Annotated in this window: 13 protein-coding genes and 1 pseudogene; 10 read left to right on the plus strand and 4 right to left on the minus strand. The window is 73.6% G+C overall.

Annotated elements, in window-relative coordinates; genetic code table 11:
* Window positions 1-22 precede the first annotated feature (22 nt).
* Both rfbB and GA0070558_RS15390 read right to left on the minus strand, forming a co-directional pair.
* On the minus strand, window positions 23-1063 hold the full coding sequence (rfbB, locus tag GA0070558_RS15385; RefSeq protein WP_091280131.1) for a dTDP-glucose 4,6-dehydratase: 1041 nt from the start codon (window positions 1061-1063) through the stop codon (window positions 23-25).
* Between the two features lie 170 nt (window positions 1064-1233).
* On the minus strand, window positions 1234-2169 hold the full coding sequence (locus GA0070558_RS15390) for a LysR family transcriptional regulator (RefSeq protein ID WP_091280134.1): 936 nt from the start codon (window positions 2167-2169) through the stop codon (window positions 1234-1236).
* Between the two features lie 29 nt (window positions 2170-2198).
* On the opposite strand from GA0070558_RS15390, the gene GA0070558_RS15395 reads away from it, so the two are divergent.
* The 8 genes and pseudogenes from GA0070558_RS15395 (at window position 2199) to GA0070558_RS15430 (ending at window position 12401) form a co-directional block, all read left to right on the plus strand.
* The gene (locus GA0070558_RS15395) at window positions 2199-2930 is read left to right on the plus strand and encodes a succinate dehydrogenase cytochrome b subunit (RefSeq protein WP_091280137.1); all 732 of its coding nucleotides are present in this window, start codon (window positions 2199-2201) and stop codon (window positions 2928-2930) included.
* A gap of 2 nt (window positions 2931-2932) precedes the next feature.
* Window positions 2933-4870 (plus strand): fumarate reductase/succinate dehydrogenase flavoprotein subunit, encoded by a 1938-nt coding sequence (locus GA0070558_RS15400; RefSeq protein ID WP_091280139.1) that lies wholly within the window; start codon window positions 2933-2935, stop codon window positions 4868-4870.
* Entirely contained in the window at window positions 4867-5628 is a 762-nt protein-coding gene (locus GA0070558_RS15405; protein ID WP_091280141.1) for a succinate dehydrogenase/fumarate reductase iron-sulfur subunit, read from the plus strand. Before GA0070558_RS15400 ends, GA0070558_RS15405 begins: the two co-directional genes overlap by 4 nt.
* A gap of 585 nt (window positions 5629-6213) precedes the next feature.
* Window positions 6214-7274 (plus strand): annotated as a pseudogene (locus tag GA0070558_RS15410) (zinc-dependent alcohol dehydrogenase).
* A gap of 254 nt (window positions 7275-7528) precedes the next feature.
* On the plus strand, window positions 7529-8536 hold the full coding sequence (locus tag GA0070558_RS15415) for a serine hydrolase (protein WP_256091959.1): 1008 nt from the start codon (window positions 7529-7531) through the stop codon (window positions 8534-8536).
* A gap of 110 nt (window positions 8537-8646) precedes the next feature.
* Window positions 8647-9792, plus strand: coding sequence for an MBL fold metallo-hydrolase (locus GA0070558_RS15420; RefSeq protein WP_091280144.1), 1146 nt, complete (start codon window positions 8647-8649; stop codon window positions 9790-9792).
* Between the two features lie 166 nt (window positions 9793-9958).
* Window positions 9959-11164, plus strand: a complete 1206-nt coding sequence (locus GA0070558_RS15425) for a glycosyltransferase family 4 protein (RefSeq protein WP_091280148.1) — start codon at window positions 9959-9961, stop codon at window positions 11162-11164.
* Window positions 11165-11237: 73 nt separating this feature from the next.
* A complete protein-coding gene (locus GA0070558_RS15430) occupies window positions 11238-12401 on the plus strand; it encodes a DegT/DnrJ/EryC1/StrS family aminotransferase (RefSeq protein WP_091280151.1) in 1164 nt (387 codons plus the stop codon).
* A 105-nt stretch (window positions 12402-12506) separates the two neighbouring features.
* On the opposite strand, the gene GA0070558_RS15435 is transcribed toward GA0070558_RS15430, so the two are convergent.
* Window positions 12507-13520 (minus strand): polysaccharide biosynthesis protein, encoded by a 1014-nt coding sequence (locus tag GA0070558_RS15435; protein WP_305119940.1) that lies wholly within the window; start codon window positions 13518-13520, stop codon window positions 12507-12509.
* A gap of 337 nt (window positions 13521-13857) precedes the next feature.
* On the opposite strand from GA0070558_RS15435, the gene GA0070558_RS15440 reads away from it, so the two are divergent.
* Window positions 13858-15108, plus strand: a complete 1251-nt coding sequence (locus tag GA0070558_RS15440; RefSeq protein WP_091280157.1) for a glycosyltransferase family 4 protein — start codon at window positions 13858-13860, stop codon at window positions 15106-15108.
* A 66-nt stretch (window positions 15109-15174) separates the two neighbouring features.
* Here the strand turns inward: GA0070558_RS15440 and GA0070558_RS15445 are convergent, their stop codons facing one another.
* Complete coding sequence (locus GA0070558_RS15445) at window positions 15175-16686, minus strand: deoxyguanosinetriphosphate triphosphohydrolase family protein (protein WP_091280377.1); 1512 nt, start codon at window positions 16684-16686, stop codon at window positions 15175-15177.
* Between the two features lie 123 nt (window positions 16687-16809).
* On the opposite strand from GA0070558_RS15445, the gene GA0070558_RS15450 reads away from it, so the two are divergent.
* Window positions 16810-19257, plus strand: a complete 2448-nt coding sequence (locus GA0070558_RS15450; RefSeq protein WP_091280382.1) for a Tex family protein — start codon at window positions 16810-16812, stop codon at window positions 19255-19257.
* Window positions 19258-19316 lie beyond the last annotated feature (59 nt).

The following is a 19316-nucleotide window of genomic DNA, read 5'->3' on the forward strand; positions in this document are numbered from 1 at the left end:
GGCCGAGGGCCGCCGAGCCGGGTCAGTGCACCGGGGCGGGCACGGCCCGGCCGGTCGGCAGGCCCCGCACGGAGTTGGCCAGCGCGCCGAGGCGGGCCTCCGGGTAGGCGTGCGCCCACCAGGCCCGGTTCTCCCCGTACCAGTGGAAGACCTCGGCCAGCCCGTCGGCAAACCGGATCTGCGGCTCGAAGCCCAGTTCCTCGGAGATCTTCGTGTAATCCAGGCTGTACCGCTGGTCCTGCACCTTGCGGTCGGCGACGTGCCGCACCCGGTCCCAGCCGGCACCGGCCAGCAGCAGGATCTTCTCGGCCAGCGCCCGGTTGGTCAGCTCGACGTCGCCGCCGATGTTGTAGACCTCCCCGGCGCGGCCCTTGGCCAGCACGAGGGCGATCGCGCGGCAGTGGTCGTCGACGTGCAGCCACTCGCGCACCGCGCCGCCGTCGCCGTGCAGGGTGATGTCCCCGCCGGTGAGCAGGCTGGTGACGAAGCGCGGGATCACCTTCTCCACGTGCTGGTACGGCCCGTAGTTGTTGGCGCAGCGGGTGATCGACACGTCGACGTCGTAGGTGCGCCAATAGGAGCGCACGACGCAGTCGCTGGCCGCCTTGGACGCCGCGTACGGGGAGTTGGGCTCCAGCACGCAGCGCTCGGTCCAGGAGCCCTCGGTGATCGACCCGTAGACCTCGTCGGTGGAGACGTGCACGACCCGGCCGACGGCGGCGCGGGCGCAGGCCGCCAGCAGGTGGTGCGAACCCATCACGTTGGTCTCGAAGAACGGCGCGGGGTTGTCGATCGAGCGGTCCACGTGCGACTCGGCGGCGAAGTGCACCACGGCGTCGTGCCCGGGGACCAGGTCGGCCAGGAGCGGGCGGTCGCAGATGTCGCCGCGCACGAACGTCAGCCGGGGGTGGTGGGCGGGCAGGTTGTTGCGGTCACTGGCGTAGGTCAGCTTGTCGAGCACCGTGACGTGGCAGTCCTCGAAGCCGACGTACCGCCCTCCCAGCAGGCACCGGGCGAAGTGCGAGCCGATGAAGCCGGCGCCGCCGGTAACCAGGATCCTCATGTGGTGGCCTCCCTGCCACGCGAGCCCGCGCGCTTGGACTGTTCCCCGGCAGGCCGACGGGCGTCATGCCTGCGCAGGGCTTCACCATAGGCGACGAAACAGGCATAGAGGCCCCAATATGGGGCGTATAGGGAATATTCGTCCCAAATTCGGACCAGTGCCCCGACGCCTCAGCGGAGCTCCACCCCGGGCGGCAGGTCGTCCCGTCCGGCCGCCTCCCGCACGTACTCCAGGAGGATGCGGCGCAGCTCGCGGCCGGCGTGGGTGGGCTCCACGTCGCGACGGCGGGCCACGGCGATGGTCCGGCGGACGCCGGGCGGGGCCAGCCGGGTGACCCGGACGCCGGGCCTGCGGGCCACCACCATGCCGGGCACCAGCGCCACCCCGAGCCCCGCCTCGACGAAGCTGAGCACGGCGTCCATCTCGCCGCCGTCGACCGACAGGGTGGGCTCGAAGCCGGCCTCCCGGCACGCCTGGAGGGTGGCGTCGCGCAGGTCGTAGCCCTCCCGGAACATCACCAGGGGCTGGCCCCGCAGGTCGGTGACCCGCAGCTCGCCGGCGGCAGAGGTGCCGGGCACCTCGGCCAGCGAGGCCACCACCAGGCTCTCCCGCAGGATCTCCTCGGCGTGCAGCCCTGGGTCCGCGCCCTGGGCGGGCATGATGATCAGCGCAAGGTCGAGGTCGCCACGCAGCAGGTCGCGGACGAGGTCCTGCGAGCCACCCTCCTCCACCCGCAGGTCGACGGCGGGGTGGGCGTCGCGGAACCGGCGCAGCACGGGCGGGGCGAGCGAGGTGGCCAGGCTCGGGGTGGCGCCGAGGCGGACCCGGCCACGCCGCAGCCCGACCAGCTCCTGCACCTCCCGGGTGGCGGTGTCGACGTCGGCGAGGATGCGCCGGGCCAGCGGGAGCAGCACCTCGCCGGCGGCGGTGAGGGCGATCCGGCCCCGCACCCGCTCGAACAGCGGGGCCCCGAGGCCGGTCTCCAGGGCGTGAATTTGCTTACTCAGCGAGGGCTGGGTGATGCCGACCAGGTCGGCAGCTTGGGTGAAATGTCGTAGTTCCGCGACGGCGACGAAGTACCGGAGCTGGTGCAGCTGCATCGGCATAGCCTACGGCTATCGACACTGCGAGTTCGATGCATTGGACGACTGATCCCAGGTCTCCTAGCGTCGGTCGGGTGGTACTCACGAAATCCCGGTCGCCCATCCGGTCCAACGTCGGCCTGAAGGCCGTCATGGCGGTGACGGGCATCCTGCTGGTGCTGTTCCTCGTCGCGCACATGCTCGGCAACCTGAAGATCTTCACGGGCGAGACCGCGTTCGACCACTACGCGCACTGGCTGCGCGAGATCGGCACCCCGCTGCTGCCGTCGACCTGGTTCCTGTGGATCCAGCGCACCGCGCTGCTGGCGGCCGTGCTGGCCCACATCGGGGCCGCCACGGTGCTCGCGGTGCGCGCCCGCGCCGCCCGCCCGGTCCGGTACGCGCACCGCAAGAAGGTCAACGGCAGCTACGCGGCCCGCACGATGCGCTGGGGCGGCGTGATCATCCTGCTCTTCGTGATCTACCACATCCTGGACCTGACCACCGGTCACCTGAACCCCGAGGGCGTCCCGGGCCGCCCGTACGGCAACGTGGTCGCCGACTTCGCACCGGAGCGGTGGTACGTCACCCTCTTCTACACCCTGGCGGTCGTGGCGCTCGGGTTCCACCTGCGCCACGGCGCGTTCAGCGCGTTCCGCAGCCTCGGCCAGCAGACCCCCGCCGGGGAGCGCCGGGCGCGCGCCGCCGCGCTGGGCTTCGCCGTCGTGCTCTGCGCCGGCTACCTCGTGGTCCCCTTCGCCGTACTCACCGGATTGGTGGCCTGACCATGGACCTGTTCACCGAGGGCGACCCGATCGCCGACGCCCGGGCCCCGCAGGGCCCGATCGAGACCCGCTGGGACCGCCGCCGCTTCGAGGCGAAGCTGGTCAACCCGGCCAACCGGCGCAAGCTGACGGTGATCGTGGTCGGCACCGGCCTGGCCGGCGGCTCGGCCGCCGCCACGCTCGCCGAGCAGGGCTACCGGGTCCGGTCGTACTGCTACCAGGACAGCCCGCGCCGGGCCCACTCGATCGCCGCGCAGGGCGGCATCAACGCCGCCAAGAACTACCGCAACGACGGCGACTCGGTGCACCGGTTGTTCTACGACACCGTCAAGGGCGGCGACTTCCGCTCCCGCGAGTCCAACGTGCACCGGCTGGCCGAGGTCTCGGTCAACATCATCGACCAGTGCGTCGCCCAGGGCGTGCCGTTCGCCCGCGAGTACGGCGGCCTGCTCGACACCCGCTCCTTCGGCGGCGCGCAGGTGCAGCGCACCTTCTACGCGCGGGGCCAGACGGGTCAGCAGCTCCTGCTCGGGGCGTACCAGGCCCTGGAGCGGCAGATCGGGCTGGGCAACGTGGAGATGAACGCCCGCCACGAGATGCTGGAGCTGATCGTCGTCGACGGCCGGGCCCGGGGCATCGTGGTGCGGGACCTGGTCACCGGCGAGATCACCAGCGAGTTCGCCGACGCGGTGGTGCTGGCCTCCGGCGGCTACGGCAACGTCTTCTACCTCTCCACCAACGCCAAGGGCTGCAACGTCACCGCCACCTGGCGGGCGCACCGCAGGGGCGCGTACTTCGCCAACCCCTGCTACACGCAGATCCACCCGACCTGCATCCCCGTGTCGGGCGACCACCAGTCGAAGCTGACGCTGATGAGCGAGTCGCTGCGCAACGACGGCCGGGTGTGGGTGCCGAAGGCCAAGGGCGACGACCGCGCCCCGAAGGACATCCCTGAGGAAGAGCGGGACTACTACCTCGAACGGATCTACCCGTCCTTCGGCAACCTGGTGCCCCGGGACATCGCCTCCCGGGCGGCGAAGAACGTCTGCGACGCCGGGCGCGGCGTGGGCCCCGGCGGGCTCGGCGTCTACCTCGACTTCGCCGACGCCATCGACCGCCTTGGCCGCAAGGCCATCGAGGCCAAGTACGGCAACCTCTTCGAGATGTACGAGCGGATCACCGGCGAGGACCCGTACGAGGTGCCGATGCGGATCTACCCCGCCGTGCACTACACGATGGGCGGCCTCTGGGTCGACTACGACCTCCAGTCGACCATCCCCGGCCTGTTCGTCATCGGCGAGGCGAACTTCTCCGACCACGGGGCGAACCGGCTCGGCGCGTCCGCGCTGATGCAGGGCCTCGCCGACGGCTACTTCGTGCTGCCCAACACGATCGCCAACTACCTGGCGGCCGGCCCGTTCGAGCGGGTCGACGCCAGCCACCCGGAGGCCGTGGCGGCGCGGCGCGACGTCGAGGACCGGATCCGGCGGCTGCTCGCCGTCGACGGCGACCGGACGGTCGACTCGTTCCACCGCGAGCTGGGCCAGATCATGTGGGAGCACTGCGGCATGGAGCGCAGCGAGGCCGGGCTGCGCAAGGCCATCGACGAGATCCGGGCGCTGCGCGAGGAGTTCTGGAAGCGGGTCCGCGTCCCCGGCGACGACGACGGGCTCAACCAGTCGCTGGAGAAGGCCGGCCGGGTGGCCGACTTCTTCGAACTGGCCGAGCTGATGTGCGTCGACGCACTGCACCGCGAGGAGTCCTGCGGCGGCCACTTCCGGGCCGAGCACCAGACCCCCGACGGCGAGGCGCAGCGCGACGACGACCGGTTCGCGTACGTGGCGGCCTGGGAGTACACCGGCGGCGACGAGCCGGCCGTGCTGCACAAGGAAGACCTCAAGTTCGAGTACGTGCATCCGACGCAGCGGAGCTACAAGTGAACCTGACCCTGCGCATCTGGCGCCAGTCCGGCCCCGCCGACAAGGGCCGGATGGTGACCTACCAGGTCGACGACGTCTCCCCCGACATGTCGTTCCTGGAGATGCTCGACGTGCTCAACGAGCGGCTGATCCTCTCCGGCGAGGAGCCGGTGGCGTTCGACCACGACTGCCGCGAGGGCATCTGCGGCATGTGCGGTCTCATGATCAACGGCGACGCGCACGGCCCGCAGCGCGGCACCACCGCCTGCCAGCTGCACATGCGGCAGTTCTCCGACGGCGACACGATCGACATCGAGCCGTGGCGGGCCCGGGCCTTCCCGGTCATCAAGGACCTGGTGGTCAACCGGAACGCCTTCGACAAGATCATCGCCGCCGGTGGGTACATCACCGCGCCGACGGGCAGCGCCCCCGAGGCCCACTCGGTGCCGGTCGCCAAGGCCGACGCCGACGCCGCGTTCTCCTCGGCCGCCTGCATCGGCTGCGGCGCCTGCGTGGCGGCCTGCCCGAACGGCTCCGGCATGCTGTTCACCGCCGCCAAGGTCACCCAGCTCTCGCTGCTGCCGCAGGGCCAGCCGGAGCGGTACACCCGGGTCGTCGGCATGGTCGACGCGCACGACGAGGCGGGCTTCGGCGGCTGCACCAACACCGGCGAGTGCACCGCGGTGTGCCCGAAGGGCATCCCGCTGAACACCATCGGCCGGCTCAACCGCGACTACCTGGCGGCCACCGCCAAGCGGGGCGGCACCCCCGGCTCCTGACCCCGCCGCCCGCCCCGTCATGCCGACACGCCGTCACGCCAGCACCCCGTCACGCCGGTGCCGCGGCCGCCGCGCCCGCTCCGGGCCGGCGGCCGGCTCGGTTCGCGGCTGCCGCAGTCCGCGGGGAGCGTCACCTGTCGCGGGCCCTAGGGAGCTGAGTCATCTACGACATCACACCCGCGACCCGCCGCGTGCCCGGATCCCGGCGCGCTCCAGACCGCATGCCGGATGCTGCGTGCCGGGGTGCCGGGGTGCCGGATGCCGCACGCCGGGTGCGGCGTGCCGGGTGCGGCGTGCCGGGCACCAGATGCCGCGTGCCGGACGCCGCACGCCGCCTGCCAGCGCGCTGACGTGCCGCGAGTCATCTACGACATCAGCTCCCTAGCGTCCGAAGTCACCACGGCCTCAGCTCCCCAGGCCCCCACCGTCCCCGGCCTCCCAGCCCTCCCCGGCCCTGCCCGAGCGCCCGAGCGCCCGAGCGCGCGAGCGCGCCCGCGTCAGGTCCGCAGTCCATCGGAGCGGTTCAAGCCCTGGGAGCCGGGTAGCAGTCCGGGGGACGGCACGCCGACGAGGGGACACGCGGGCATGAAGGCACTGACCTGGCAGGGCAGGCGGGACGTCCGGGTCGAGGACGTCCCGGACCCGCGCATCGAGGAGCCGACGGACGCGATCGTCCGGATCACCTCCACCGCGATCTGCGGATCCGACCTGCACCTGTACGAGGTGCTCGGGCCGTACCTCAAGCCCGGCGACGTCCTCGGCCACGAGCCGATGGGCATCGTCGAGGAGGTCGGGACCGGGGTGACCCGGTTGAAGCCGGGCGACCGGGTGGTGGTCCCGTTCAACATCGCCTGCGGGTCCTGCTGGATGTGCGACCGGCAGCTCTACGCCCAGTGCGAGACCACCCAGGTCACCGCCGAGGGCAAGGGCGCGGCGCTGTTCGGCTACACCTCGCTGCACGGGTCGGTGCCCGGCGGGCAGGCCGAGTACCTGCGGGTGCCGCACGCCCAGTTCGGCCCGATCAAGGTCCCGCAGACCGGCCCGGACGAGCGGTGGCTGTACCTGTCCGACATCCTGCCCACCGCCTGGCAGGCGGTGAAGTACGCCGACACCCCGCCCGGCGGCACGCTCGCCGTGTTCGGGCTCGGCCCGGTCGGGCAGTTCTGCGCCCGCATCGGCCGGCACCTCGGCGCGGGCCGGGTGATCGGCCTGGACCTGGTGCCGGAGCGGCTGGAGATGGCCCGTCGGCACGGCGTCGAGACGCTCGACGTCAGCCAGCTCGACGACGTGCCGGGCGCGCTGATCGACCTGGTCGACGGGCGCGGCCCCGACGCCGTGATCGACGCCGTCGGCATGGAGGCGCACGGCTCCACCTCCGGCAAGCTCGCCCAGACCGCCGCCGGCCTGGTGCCGGACCGGCTGGCCGACTGATGGAGATGTTCGACCGGGGCGTCCAGCTGCGGATGGGACAGTGCCACGTGCGCCGGTGGACCGACGAGATCGTTCCGCTGCTCGCCGGCGACGACGACCCGCTGGGCGTGGCGGACCTGCGGACCCACCGGGTGCCGCTGGCGCGCGCGCCGCAGGCGTACGACATGTTCCAGAAGAAGGAGGACGGCTGCGTCAAGGTCCTGCTCGCGCCGTGACCCGCACGGTCGTCGTCACCGTCGCGACCAGCGGGATCGGCCGGGCGGCGGCCCGGGAGTTCGCCGCGCGCGGCGACCGCCCCGCCGCGAGGTGTCGGTGGGCCGGGCCAACCTGGTGCTGCGGTTCGGCTTCACCGTCGGGTGGCGACCATGACGCGCCGGTCACGATGAGCAACAGCAGGAGGCACGGGGAGCGACGACTTCGCCTAGGGTGGCGGGACGGAAGATCCGTTACCACCCACGGGGAGAGACGAGTGACGATCAGAGTGAACCGCAGGGCCGCGCTGGGCATCGGCACGGTGGCCACCGCCGGCACGGTGCTCGGCGCCGCCGCGCCCGCGTCCGCCGCCGGTCGGCCCCGGGTGGCGACCACCCCGGCCCAGGCCGCCGCCCAGGTCGCCGCGAGCTATGCGCGGCAGACCGCGCGGGCCGGGGGCAACTGGCAGGCGTACGTGAGCGTCGCCGACGGCGCCGCCGCGCCGCTGGTGGCCGTCGCGGACGAGGCGGACCGGCGCATCGAGGCGTACAGCGTAAACAAGATCGCCGTGGCCGTGGCGGTGCTGGACAAGGTCGACCGGGGGCTGCTCACGCTCGCCCAGCGGGTCGACGTGACCGCGTCCATCGTGATCCCCGGCGGGGACGGGATCTTCAGCCTCGACGGCGCGTACCCGAGCAGCGTCACCCTGGGGCACGCCCTGGCGGCCCTGCTGACGGTCTCCGACGACACCGCCGTGCGGCTCTGCGGCCTGGTCTGCCCGGCCGCCGAGCTGAACCAGATCCTGGTCGCGAAGGGCTTCCCGAACACGCAGGTGCAGCCGGTGGCCAACCCGAACCGGTTCTACCTCGGCACCAGCACGCCACGGGAGACGCACGACCTGCTGCGGGCGCTGGTGGGCGGCACGCTGCTATCGGCGTCCTCGACGGCGTTCCTGCTCGGCCTGCTGCGCTCCCCCATCGCGTTCACCGACGGGGTGCGGCGCGAGATGTCCTCGGCCGAGCGGGCCCGGGTCGCCACCAAGGCGGGCTGGTTCGACACCGCCCGGCACGAGGCCGGGATCGTCTTCGACGCCGTCGGGGCGCCGGTGCTGACGTACGCCCTGTTCGCTGACGGGCAGGCCGGCGCGGACGACTTCGGCGCGACCCACCCGGCGGTGCAGGCCCGGGCCCGGATGGGCTGCGTCTTCCTGGCCGCCGTGGCGGGGCTGGCCGGCGCCGGCCCCACCCACCGGGCGGCCGCCTGGCGGCCCAGCAACGGCGGCTGACCCCGCGCCACGCGGCGGCCGGGCGGCACCCGCGCGGCCGGCTGCCGGGCGCGCGGGTGCGGTGGCGGACTACGGTGTACTGCGGGACTCGGCGGAGGGGGCGGGACACGATGGGGGCACCAGCGGAACAGGTCGCCCAGCGGGCGTTGGCGCGGCGGCTGCGCGGCGCGGCCGGGCTCGCCGCCCTGGCCGGCCTGGCCTGGGTGGCCCGGGACGTGCCGGCCGCCCTCGGCGGGCGGCTCAACGGGGCCCGCGCCGAGCGGGCGGCCCGCTCCCCGCAGTTCCGCGACGGCGCCTTCCGCAACCGGGCGAGCACCCGGACGATGGCCGGTGCGCCCGACCGCAACCTGGTCCGCGAGCTGATCTTCGGCAAGCAGAAGCGCCGGCCGACCGCCGCCGTGCCGCTGGTGCGCCCGGCCGACCCGGCGGCCACCGCCGCCGACGAGCGCGAACTGGGCGTCGTCTGGTATGGCCACGCCTCCGCGCTGATCGAGATCGAGGGCCACCGGGTGCTGGTCGACCCGGTGTGGAGCGACCGGTGCTCGCCGTCGGCGCTGGTCGGGCCGCGCCGGCTGCACGAGCCCCCGGTGGGCCTGCACGAGCTGCCCGCCGTGGACGCGATCCTGATCTCCCACGACCACTACGACCACCTCGACATGGCCACCGTGCGGGCGCTGACCGCCGGCCAGTCCACGCCGTTCGTGGTGCCGCTGGGGGTCGGGGCGCACCTGGAGCGGTGGGGCGTGCCGGAGGACCGGATCGTCGAGCTGGACTGGGCGGAGAGCCACCGGGTTGGCGGTTTGACGATCACCGCGACCGCCGCCCAGCACTTCTCCGGCCGGGGGCTGCGCCGCGACGGCACGCTGTGGAGCTCGTGGGTGGTGGCCGGTGCGCACCGTCGGGTCTTCTACACCGGCGACTCCGGCTACTTCGACGGGTACGCCGAGATCGGCGCCGAGCACGGCCCGTTCGACGTGACGCTGATGCAGATCGGCGCGTACGACCGGGCGTGGCCGAGCATCCACATGTTCCCGGAGGAGGCCGTCGCCGCCCACCTCGACCTGCGCGGTGGGCTGCTCCTGCCGGTGCACTGGGCGACGTTCAACCTGGCGCTGCACGACTGGTCGGAGCCGGTGGACCGGCTGTGGGCGGAGGCGAAGGCCCGCGACGTGCGGCTGGCGGTGCCCCGCCCCGGCGAGCGGGTGGTCGTCGACGACCCACCGGCGGTCGACGGCTGGTGGCAGTCGATCGCCTGAGGGACCGCCGCCCGTCGCGGCCCGCCCCGGCCTGCCGCCCGGCTCGTAACCCGGGGCGTCTCGCCTCGTTGGACCAGACCTAGTCGCCGTTATCGGCACCCGTCGCGAACGGGCGTCGCCCGCACCGGGCAGCGCCGTTCGCAGAGGAGACGACAAGGACACGGTCGTGGGCAACCTTCGCATCGCCATCCTGCTGCGCACCGCCGAGGGCTGCCTCTGGACGCTTCCCCAGATCGACGAGCTGCGGCGGCGCGACCACGAGGTGATCGCGATCCTCCCGGCGGGGCCAGGCGCGTTGCGGGATCAGTTGCGGGCGCGCGGCGTCGAGACGCTGGACTCCCCGTTCGACTTCCGGTTCCGCCCCACGCCGGGGACGGTGCGGGGGCTGTGGCGACTGCGCCGGCTGCTGCGCGGGCTACGGCCGGACGTCCTGAACTACCACCTGTACGCGGCGGCCCTGGCCGCCCGGGTAGCGGCGTTCCGGCTTCCGCTGCGCCGGGTGCACATGGTCGCCGGGCCGCTCTACCTGGAGTCGCCGGTGGTCCGTCCCGTGGAGCGCCTGCTGTGGCGGCTGGACGACCTCATCATCTGCTGCACGCAGCACATCTCCACGCACTACCAGGCCCTCGGTTGCCCGGCCGAGCGGCGGCCGGTGGCCCAGTACGGGGTCGACCTGGGCCACTTCGACCCCGCCCGGGTGGCGCCGGGCCCCGCCGCCTCGGCCCGCGCCTCGGTCCGGGCGGAGCTCGGCCTCGACGACGACGTGTTCGTCGCGCTCATGGTGGCGAACACGTACACGCCGAAGCGGATCGCGTTCCCCGGCCAGAACATCAAGGGCCACGACGTCCTGCTGGAGGCGTGGCGCGACTTCCACGCCGCGCATCCACGGTCGCGGCTGCTGATGGTGGGGGTGGGCTTCACCGAGGCCGGCGAGGCGCACCGCAGGCGGCTGATGGACATGTTCGCCGACGACCGGAGCGTGGTGTGGTTGGGTCGCCTGCCCGACCTGCGCCCCTACTTCCTGGCCGCCGACGTCAACGTGACGCCGTCGCTGTCGGAGGGCAGCAACGGGGTGGTGCGCGAGGCGTCCGCCATGGGCTGTCCCAGCGTCGTCAGCGACGCCGGAGGGCTGCCCGAGGCGGTGGACGACAGCTTCGCCTGGATCGTGCCGCGGGGCGACCCGGCCGCCCTGCGGGAGTCGCTCTCGGCCGCCCACCGCGCCTTCGCCGCCGGGGATCTCGCCGCCATGGGTCGTCGCGCGCGGGAGCACGCGCTGCGGGCGTTCGACCGCACGGCGGCGGCGGAGGCCGTGGCCGACATGATGACGCGCCGTCGTCCCCGGGACCGCGCCGCCGACGTGCCGGTTCCGTAACGTCCACGCGCGATCTCGGTTAACTGGGTGTAAGCGCCACGGATCACCACGTACCTGTCGCCCGGAGGCCCTGATGGTGGACCAGTACTGCGGAGGCCGACCTGCCAGCCGGCGGATCCACCTCTCCCCGCCCGACGTCGGTCCCGCCGAGGAGGCCCTCGTCGTCGCGGCGATGCGGTCGGGTTGGGTGGCGCCGGCCGGTCCCGACCTGGACGCCTTCGAGCGTGAGGTGGCCGAGCGGGTGGGCTGCGGGCACGCGGTGGGGGTCAGCAGCGGGACGGCCGCGCTGCATCTCGCCCTGCTCGCGGTCGGCGCGGGGCCCGGGACGGTCGTGGTGGTGCCGACGCTGACGTTCGTGGCGACGGCCAACGCGGTGACGTACACCGGCGCGGAGCCGGTCTTCGTCGACTGTGACCCGGCGACCGGGAACCTGGACGTCGACCTGCTGCCCGACCTGCTCGACGACCTGCGCCGCCGGGGCCGGCGGATCGCCGCCGTGGTGGCGGTGGACATCAACGGCGCCTGCGCCGACTACGCCCGGCTGCTGCCGGTCTGCGCGGCAGCGGGCGTGCCGGTGGTCGAGGATTCGGCCCAGGCCCTCGGCTCCACGTACCAGGGGCGGTACGCCGGGAGCTTCGGGCGGGTGGGCATCTTCTCGTTCAACGGCAACAAGATCATGACGACGTCGAGCGGCGGCATGCTGGTCTCCGAGGACTCCGGGCTGATCAGCCGCGCCCGGCGGCTCTCGACGCAGGCCCGCGAGCCGGTGGCGCACTACGAGCACCGCGACGTCGGCTACAACTACCGGCTGAGCAACGTGCTCGCAGCCCTCGGCCGGGCCCAGTTGCGCCGCCTCGACGGGATGATCGAACGGCGGCGCGCGATGCGGGAACACTACGCCAAGGTCTTCGCCTCGGTGCCGGGTACGCGCATCCTCGGCGACGGCGACGCCGGCTCGAACTGCTGGCTGACCTCGCTCGTGGTGGATCCGGCGACGGCCGGTTGGCGGGCCCGCGACCTCGGTGAACACCTGGCGGCGCACGACATCGAGACCCGGCCCATGTTCAAGCCGATGCACCGGCAGCCGGCCCACCTCGACCGGTGGGCGGTGGTGACCGGGGCGGCGGACCGGCTCTTCGCCGGCAGCATCTCGCTGCCGAGCGGTTCCACTCTCCCCGGCGTCGATGCCGACCGCGTCCTCGGGCTGGTCGAGGAGTTCCTCGTCCGGCACCGGTGACCCACCCGGCACCCGGCCGGGCGGCAGCGTGGGGCAGGCGGGCAACGCCGCATCCCCGGCCCGGCCGGGTCCGGTCAGTACGGCCGGGTCCCGGTCAGAACGCGGTCATCCCGCCAGCGCCGGGTCGCACAGGGCCAGTTCCGCCCGGACCTGCGGGAGGGTGAGCAGCAGTTCCATGATCTCCGGCACGTCCAGCCGCCGGGCGGTGGCGGAACTGAGCTCGGGCAGCGCCGGCAGTCCGATCCGGCCCTCGGTGACGTAGGACGCGTAGCTGAGCCGCCTGGCGTCGACCGGCAGCCGGTAGAAGTCGCCGAAGTCCTCGGCGCGGGCCAGCTCCTCGCGGCTGGCCATCGTCTCGAACTGCTTCTCGCCGTGGCGGACGCCGATCACGTCGTACTTCGGGGGCACGTCGAAGAGCTGGCACAGGGCGACGACGAGGTCCCCGACCGTGCAGGCGCCGGCCTTGCGGACGAAGATGTCGCCGGCGTGGGCGTGCTGGAACGCGTGCTCGACCAACTCCACGGAGTCGGCCAGCGACATCATGAACCGGGTCATGTCGGGATCGGTGACGGTGGGCACGACCCCGGCCTTGATCTGCTCGATGAAGATCGGGATCACCGAGCCCCGCGAGTACATGACGTTGCCGTACCGGACGCAGGAGACGACGGTCGCGCCGCCCGAGCTGCCCCGGGCGTGGGCCTGCGCCAGCTTCTCCATCATCCCCTTGCTCATGCCCATCGCGCTGACCGGGTGGACCGCCTTGTCGGTGCTCAGCATCACCACGGAGCCGACGCCGTGCCGATCCGCCGCCTCGATCACGTTCGCGCTGCCCACGACGTTGGTCCGGAACGCTTCCAGCGGGAAGAACTCGCAGGAGGGGACCTGCTTGAGCGCCGCGGCGTGGAAGACGAAGTCGACTCCCCGGGTGGCGCGCACGACGCTGTCGAGGTCACGGACGTCACCGAGGTGGTAGGAGACCCGGTCGTCGGCGAGGGTTCGGCGCATGACGTCCTGCTTGGCCTCGTCCCGGCTGAGGACGCGCACCTCCGCGACGTCGCGGTCCAGCAGCCGCCGCACCATCGTCTGGCCGAACGAGCCGGTCCCTCCGGTGATCAGCACACGGCGACCAACAGTCGAGCAAGTCATCCAAGTTCTCCTATTTCTTGGAGCGGCGCCGGCCTTCCTGGCTCCGCGCAGCAGCCACTGCGGACGGTCACGGGCCGCCGAGCTGCACGGCAACCGGTTCAACGAAGGGTCAGAGTACAGGGAAACGCCAGAAAGGTGCATATTGTCCGCTTCGTCGCCGGTGATCGACCGCGCGACCTGCCGGCCCGCCCCGGGGGTTCGGCCGTGGCCAAGGGGGCGGTCCGGTCGTTCAACGGGAGTGGAGCCCCTTCGTCCCCGGCAGGGACACCTCCGCCACCGTCCCGCCCGCCGCCCGAGAAGGACCCCCGCCATGAGTCCACCCAGCAGGTCGCACCGGCTACGCGTCGCGGTGCTGCTCAAGACGAACACCGGCGGCAGGTGGATCCTGCCGCAGGTGGACGAGCTGCGCGGGCGCGGACACGAGGTCGTGGTGATCCTGCCCGCCGGGGACGGGCCGCTCACCGGGGAACTACGGCGACGGGGCGTACGCGTCGCCGAGTCGCCGTTCGACTTCCGGGTCGGCCCCGGCGCCCCCGTCGGCCTGCTCGGCCTGCGGCGGTTGATCCGCCGGCTGGACCCGGACGTGCTCCACTACCACCTGCTCGCCTCCGCCTTCGCCGCCCGGGCGGCCACCGTGGGCCTGGCCCTGCGCCGCGTGCACATGGTGGCCGGACCGGCGTACCTGGAGTCCCGCCCCATCCGCCTCGTCGAGCGGCTGCTGTGGCGGCTCGACGACGCCATCGTCTGCGGCTGCCAGCACGCCTCGAACCGGTACGGGGCGATGGGCTGCCCGCCCCACCGCCGCCCGGTGGCCTCCTACGGGGTGAACACCGAGCGGTTCCGGCCGGACTGGTCGGCCGGTCCGCGCCCTGACGACCACCCGGACCCCTGGTCCGACGGCCACGGCGGTCCGGCGTACGCCGAGGCGCGGGCCAAGGCCCGGGCCGAACTGGGCGTCGCCGACGACGTCTTCCTGGCCGTCATGGTCGCCTACGTCTACCCGCCGAGGCGGCTGGTCAACAGGGGACGGGGGATCAAGGGGCACGACGTGCTCCTGCCCGCGTGGCGGCGGTTCCGGTCGACCCACCCGAAGGCGCACCTGTTGATCATCGGTGACGGCTGGGGCGACGCGGGCGAGACCTACCGCCGCCGGCTGCTCGACCGGTTCGGCGTCGCGGAGGACCCCGGGATCACCTGGCTCACCGGCGTCGACGACGTGCGCCCCTGGTACGCGGCGGCCGACGTCAGCGTCAGCCCCTCCCTCGGCGAGAGCCACGGCGCGGCGGTGGAGGCCGGGGCGATGGCCGTGCCGAGCATCGTCAGCGATGCCGGTGGCCTGCCCGAGACGGTCGACGAGCACAGCGGGTGGATCGTTCCGGCCGACGACGTGCCGGCCCTGACCGACGCGCTCCGCCTCGCGTACCGGGAGTTCGAGGCCGGACGGCTGCCCCGGCGCGGCCGGGCGGCCCGCAGCCTGATGGTGCGACGGTTCGACAACCGGCGCTCGGCCGTCGCCGTCGCGGACGTCCTCGAATCCGTCGTGGCCACCGGCGGACGCTAACCACAGGGTCCCTCCGCCGCCGGGCCGCGGGGCGCGACGGCACCCGGCCGCGCCGACGGCGGGCGGTCAGAGCACGAAGGCGTCGGTCCAGAGCGCGCCGGAGCGGCCCGACAGCGCGTCGAGCATCGCGACCGCCTGCCCGTCGGTGAGCTGCGCGACGAAGTCGATGATCGCCCGGCCCCGGGCCCGGCCGATCCGGTCCGGCGTACGCGGGTGCAGCTCCGCCTCGGCCAGCTCGACCAGGTCGTGCAGCCGGCGGGGCAGTCGGGACTCCTCCTCCGGGTCGAGCAGCCACTCCCACAGCGCCTCGACGAGGGTGCCGAGCAGCCGCGCCTGGCCCCGCTGGTGCAGGGCCAGGTCGGGGCGGGCCAGCACGAACCGGTGGTGGACGAACTTGAGCACCTGCACCTCGTGCCACTGGGCCGGGGCGAGCAGCACGTGCCCGGAACGCACCGAGGGGGCCCGCGTCACGGTGATCGCGTCGACGAACCGGGTGGTCCACCGGGCGGAGAACCGGGCCACGTACTGTTCCGCCTCGATCGAGCCGTCGAACGGCAGCGCGAGCAGCCCCTCGACCAGCTCCTGCCGGACGTGCTCGACGGCGGCGGCGAACGCCTCGTCGTCGGCGATCCAGCCGTCCTTGCGGTGTAGTTGCCGGCGCAGCCGCTCGATGGCGGCCCCGGGCCGGCGGCCCACCCCGTCCAGCGCGGGGCCGGTGACCGCCCGCAGGTGATCGCCCTCCCGCTGCCAGGCCATCAGCTCGGCGGCGACGGCGCCCTGCTGGAGCACCCCGACCCGGTAGAAGTCCTCCACGTCGTGGATGGCGTACGCGATGTCGTCGGCGGTGTCCATCACCGACGCCTCGACGGTCTGCTGCCAGTCGGCGATCCGCCCGGCGAACGGCTCCCGGGCCTGGCGCAGATCGGCCAGCTCCGTGCGGTACGCGCCGAACTTCGCCGACCCGCTGTCCGGGTCGTCGGCGGGCACGGCGGCACCCCGGGGCGGCGGGACGAGGTGCCGGGGGTGCGGGTCCGGGTGGTCCAGCCGGGTCCACGGGTACTTCAGCAGGGCCGCCCGGACCGCCGCCGTCAGGTCCAGGCCGGTGGTCGCCGCGCCGCGGATCTCGGTGCTGGTGACGATCCGGTACGACTGGGCGTTGCCCTCGAAGCCGTCGGCGAGGCCCAGCCGCTGGCGGGCCAGCCGGTCGAGCACCCGCTCCCCGAGATGCCCGAACGGCGGGTGCCCGAGGTCGTGGGCGAGGGCGGCGGCCTCCACCACGTCGGGGTCGCAGCCGCCGAGGGACGCCAGCAGGTCCCGCCACCGCTCGTCGGCGGTGAGCCGCTCGGCGATGGCGCGGGCGACCTGGGCCACCTTGAGGCTGTGGGTGAGCCGGTTGTGCACCAGCAGGCCGGAGCCACCCGGGCTGATCACCTGGGTGACGCCGGCCAGCCGGGCGAAGAAGGGCGAGGCCACGATCCGGTCCCGGTCGGCCCGGAACGGGCTGGCGGCGAGGTCGCCGAGGGTCCGCGCGCTGCCGCCGAAGAGCCGCCGCGCCCGCGGGTCAGCGGGATGTTCCATGATCGCCACGCTAGCGCAGCCGGTGGCGCCGCACGTCGGCTCGGCCCCGGCGGGGGTGCCGCGCGGCGTCGGGGGCGGGCGGCACAATGCAGGGCGGAACCCACACGAAGGCGGATGAAGATCGTGACCCAGTCTGTGCACCAGCGGATCGCCGACGAGCTCGGCGTCGCCGAACGTCAGGTCCGGGCGGCCGTGGAGCTGCTCGACGGCGGCGCCACCGTGCCGTTCATCGCCCGCTACCGCAAGGAGGCCACCGGCCTGCTCGACGACGCCCAGCTGCGCACCCTGGAGGAGCGGCTGCGCTACCTGCGCGAGCTGGACGAGCGCCGCGCCGCAGTGCTGGAGTCCATCCGCGGCCAGGGCAAGCTCGACGAGGCCCTGGAAGCGCAGATCATGGCGGCCGACTCGAAGTCCCGGCTGGAGGACATCTACCTGCCGTTCAAGCCGAAGCGGCGCACCCGGGCGCAGATCGCCCGCGAGGCCGGGCTGGAGCCCCTCGCCGACGCGCTGCTGGCCGACCCGGGCCAGGAGCCGCGGGAGCGGGCCGCCGGCTTCGTCGACGCCGACAGGGGGGTGGCCGACGCCGCCGCCGCGCTGGACGGCGCGCGGGCCATCCTGGTGGAGCGCTTCGCCGAGGACGCCGACCTGATCGGCACGCTGCGCGAGCAGATGTGGTCGCGGGGCCGGCTGGTCTCCCGCGTACGCGACGGCCAGGAGTCCACCGGCGCGAAGTTCTCCGACTACTTCGACTTCGCCGAGCCGTACGCGAAGCTGCCCTCGCACCGGATCCTGGCGATGTTCCGGGGCGAGAAGGAGGGCGTGCTCGACCTGACGATGGACCCGGAGGCCGAGGGCGACTCCGACGCCCCGGTCACCGGCCCGACCCGCTACGAGGCGGCGATCGCCGGCCGGTTCGGGGTGAGTGACCAGGGGCGGCCCGGCGACAGGTGGCTGACCGACACGGTGCGCTGGGCCTGGCGCACCCGGATCCTCATCCACCTCGGGGCGGACCTGCGGATGCGGCTGTGGCAGGCGGCCGAGGAGGAGGCCGTGCGGGTCTTCGCCACCAACCTGCGCGACCTGCTGCTCGCCGCGCCGGCCGGCACCCGGCCGACGATGGGCCTCGACCCGGGCCTGCGCACCGGGGTCAAGGTGGCGGTGGTCGACGCCACCGGGAAGGTGGTCGCCACCGACACGATCTACCCGCACGAGCCGCGCCGGCAGTGGGACGCCTCGATCGACACCCTCGCACGGCTGGCCGGGGCGCACGGCGTGGAGCTGGTCGCCATCGGCAACGGCACCGCCAGCCGGGAGACCGACAAGCTCGCCGGCGAGCTGATCAAGCGCCACCCGGAGCTGACGCTGACCAAGGTGGTCGTCTCGGAGGCGGGCGCGTCGGTCTACTCGGCGTCGGCGTACGCGTCGCAGGAGCTGCCGGGGCTGGACGTGTCGCTGCGCGGCGCGGTCTCCATCGCCCGCCGGTTGCAGGACCCGCTCGCCGAGCTGGTCAAGATCGACCCCCGCTCGATAGGCGTGGGCCAATACCAGCACGACCTGTCCGAGGTGAAGCTCTCCCGTTCCCTCGACGCGGTGGTGGAGGACTGCGTGAACGCCGTCGGCGTCGACGTCAACACCGCCTCCGCGCCGCTGCTCACCCGGGTCTCCGGCATCGGGGCGGGGCTGGCGGAGAACATCGTGCTGCACCGGGACGCCAACGGCCCGTTCCGGTCCCGGGCCGAGCTGAAGAAGGTGTCCCGGCTCGGCCCGAAGGCGTTCGAGCAGTGCGCGGGCTTCCTGCGCATCCCCGGCGGCGACGACCCGCTCGACTCCTCCAGCGTGCACCCGGAGGCGTACCCGGTGGTCCGCCGGATCCTGGCCCGCACCGGCCAGGACCTGCGGTCCCTGATCGGGCAGAGCGCCATCCTGCGCGGGCTGCGGGCCACCGACTTCGTCGACGACACGTTCGGCCTGCCCACCGTCACCGACATCCTGGCGGAGCTGGAGAAGCCCGGCCGGGATCCGCGCCCGGAGTTCCGCACCGCCACGTTCGTCGACGGCGTGGAGAAGATCTCCGACCTGACCCCCGGCATGATCCTGGAGGGCGTGGTCACCAACGTGGCGGCGTTCGGCGCGTTCGTCGACGTCGGCGTGCACCAGGACGGCCTGGTGCACGTCTCGGCGATGTCCCGCACGTTCGTCAAGGATCCGCGCGACGTGGTGAAGTCCGGCGACGTGGTGCGGGTGAAGGTGCTCGACGTCGACGTGCCGCGCAAGCGGATCTCGCTGACGCTGCGGCTCGACGACGAGACGCCCGCCGGCGGGCAGGGCGGCGACGGGCAGGGCGGCGGGCAACGCGGCGGCGCAGGACAGGGCGGCGGGCAACGCGGCGGAGGCCAGCGCGGCGGACAGGGCGGTGGAGGACAGGGCGGCGGCGGGCAGGACGGCCCGCGCGGCGACCGGGGCGGCTCGCGCGGCGGGCAGCCGCAGCGGCAGGGGCGCGGGGGCGGCAGAGCCCCGGCACCGGCCAACGACGCCATGGCGGACGCGCTGCGCCGCGCCGGCCTGGCCTGAGGTTGCGGAGGCGCCGCCGAGCTGGTGTCGTGACCGACTCGGCTCGGCGGCGTGACCGG

It is taken from the genome of Micromonospora haikouensis, from assembly GCF_900091595.1.
GTDB classification, from domain to species: domain Bacteria; phylum Actinomycetota; class Actinomycetes; order Mycobacteriales; family Micromonosporaceae; genus Micromonospora; species Micromonospora haikouensis.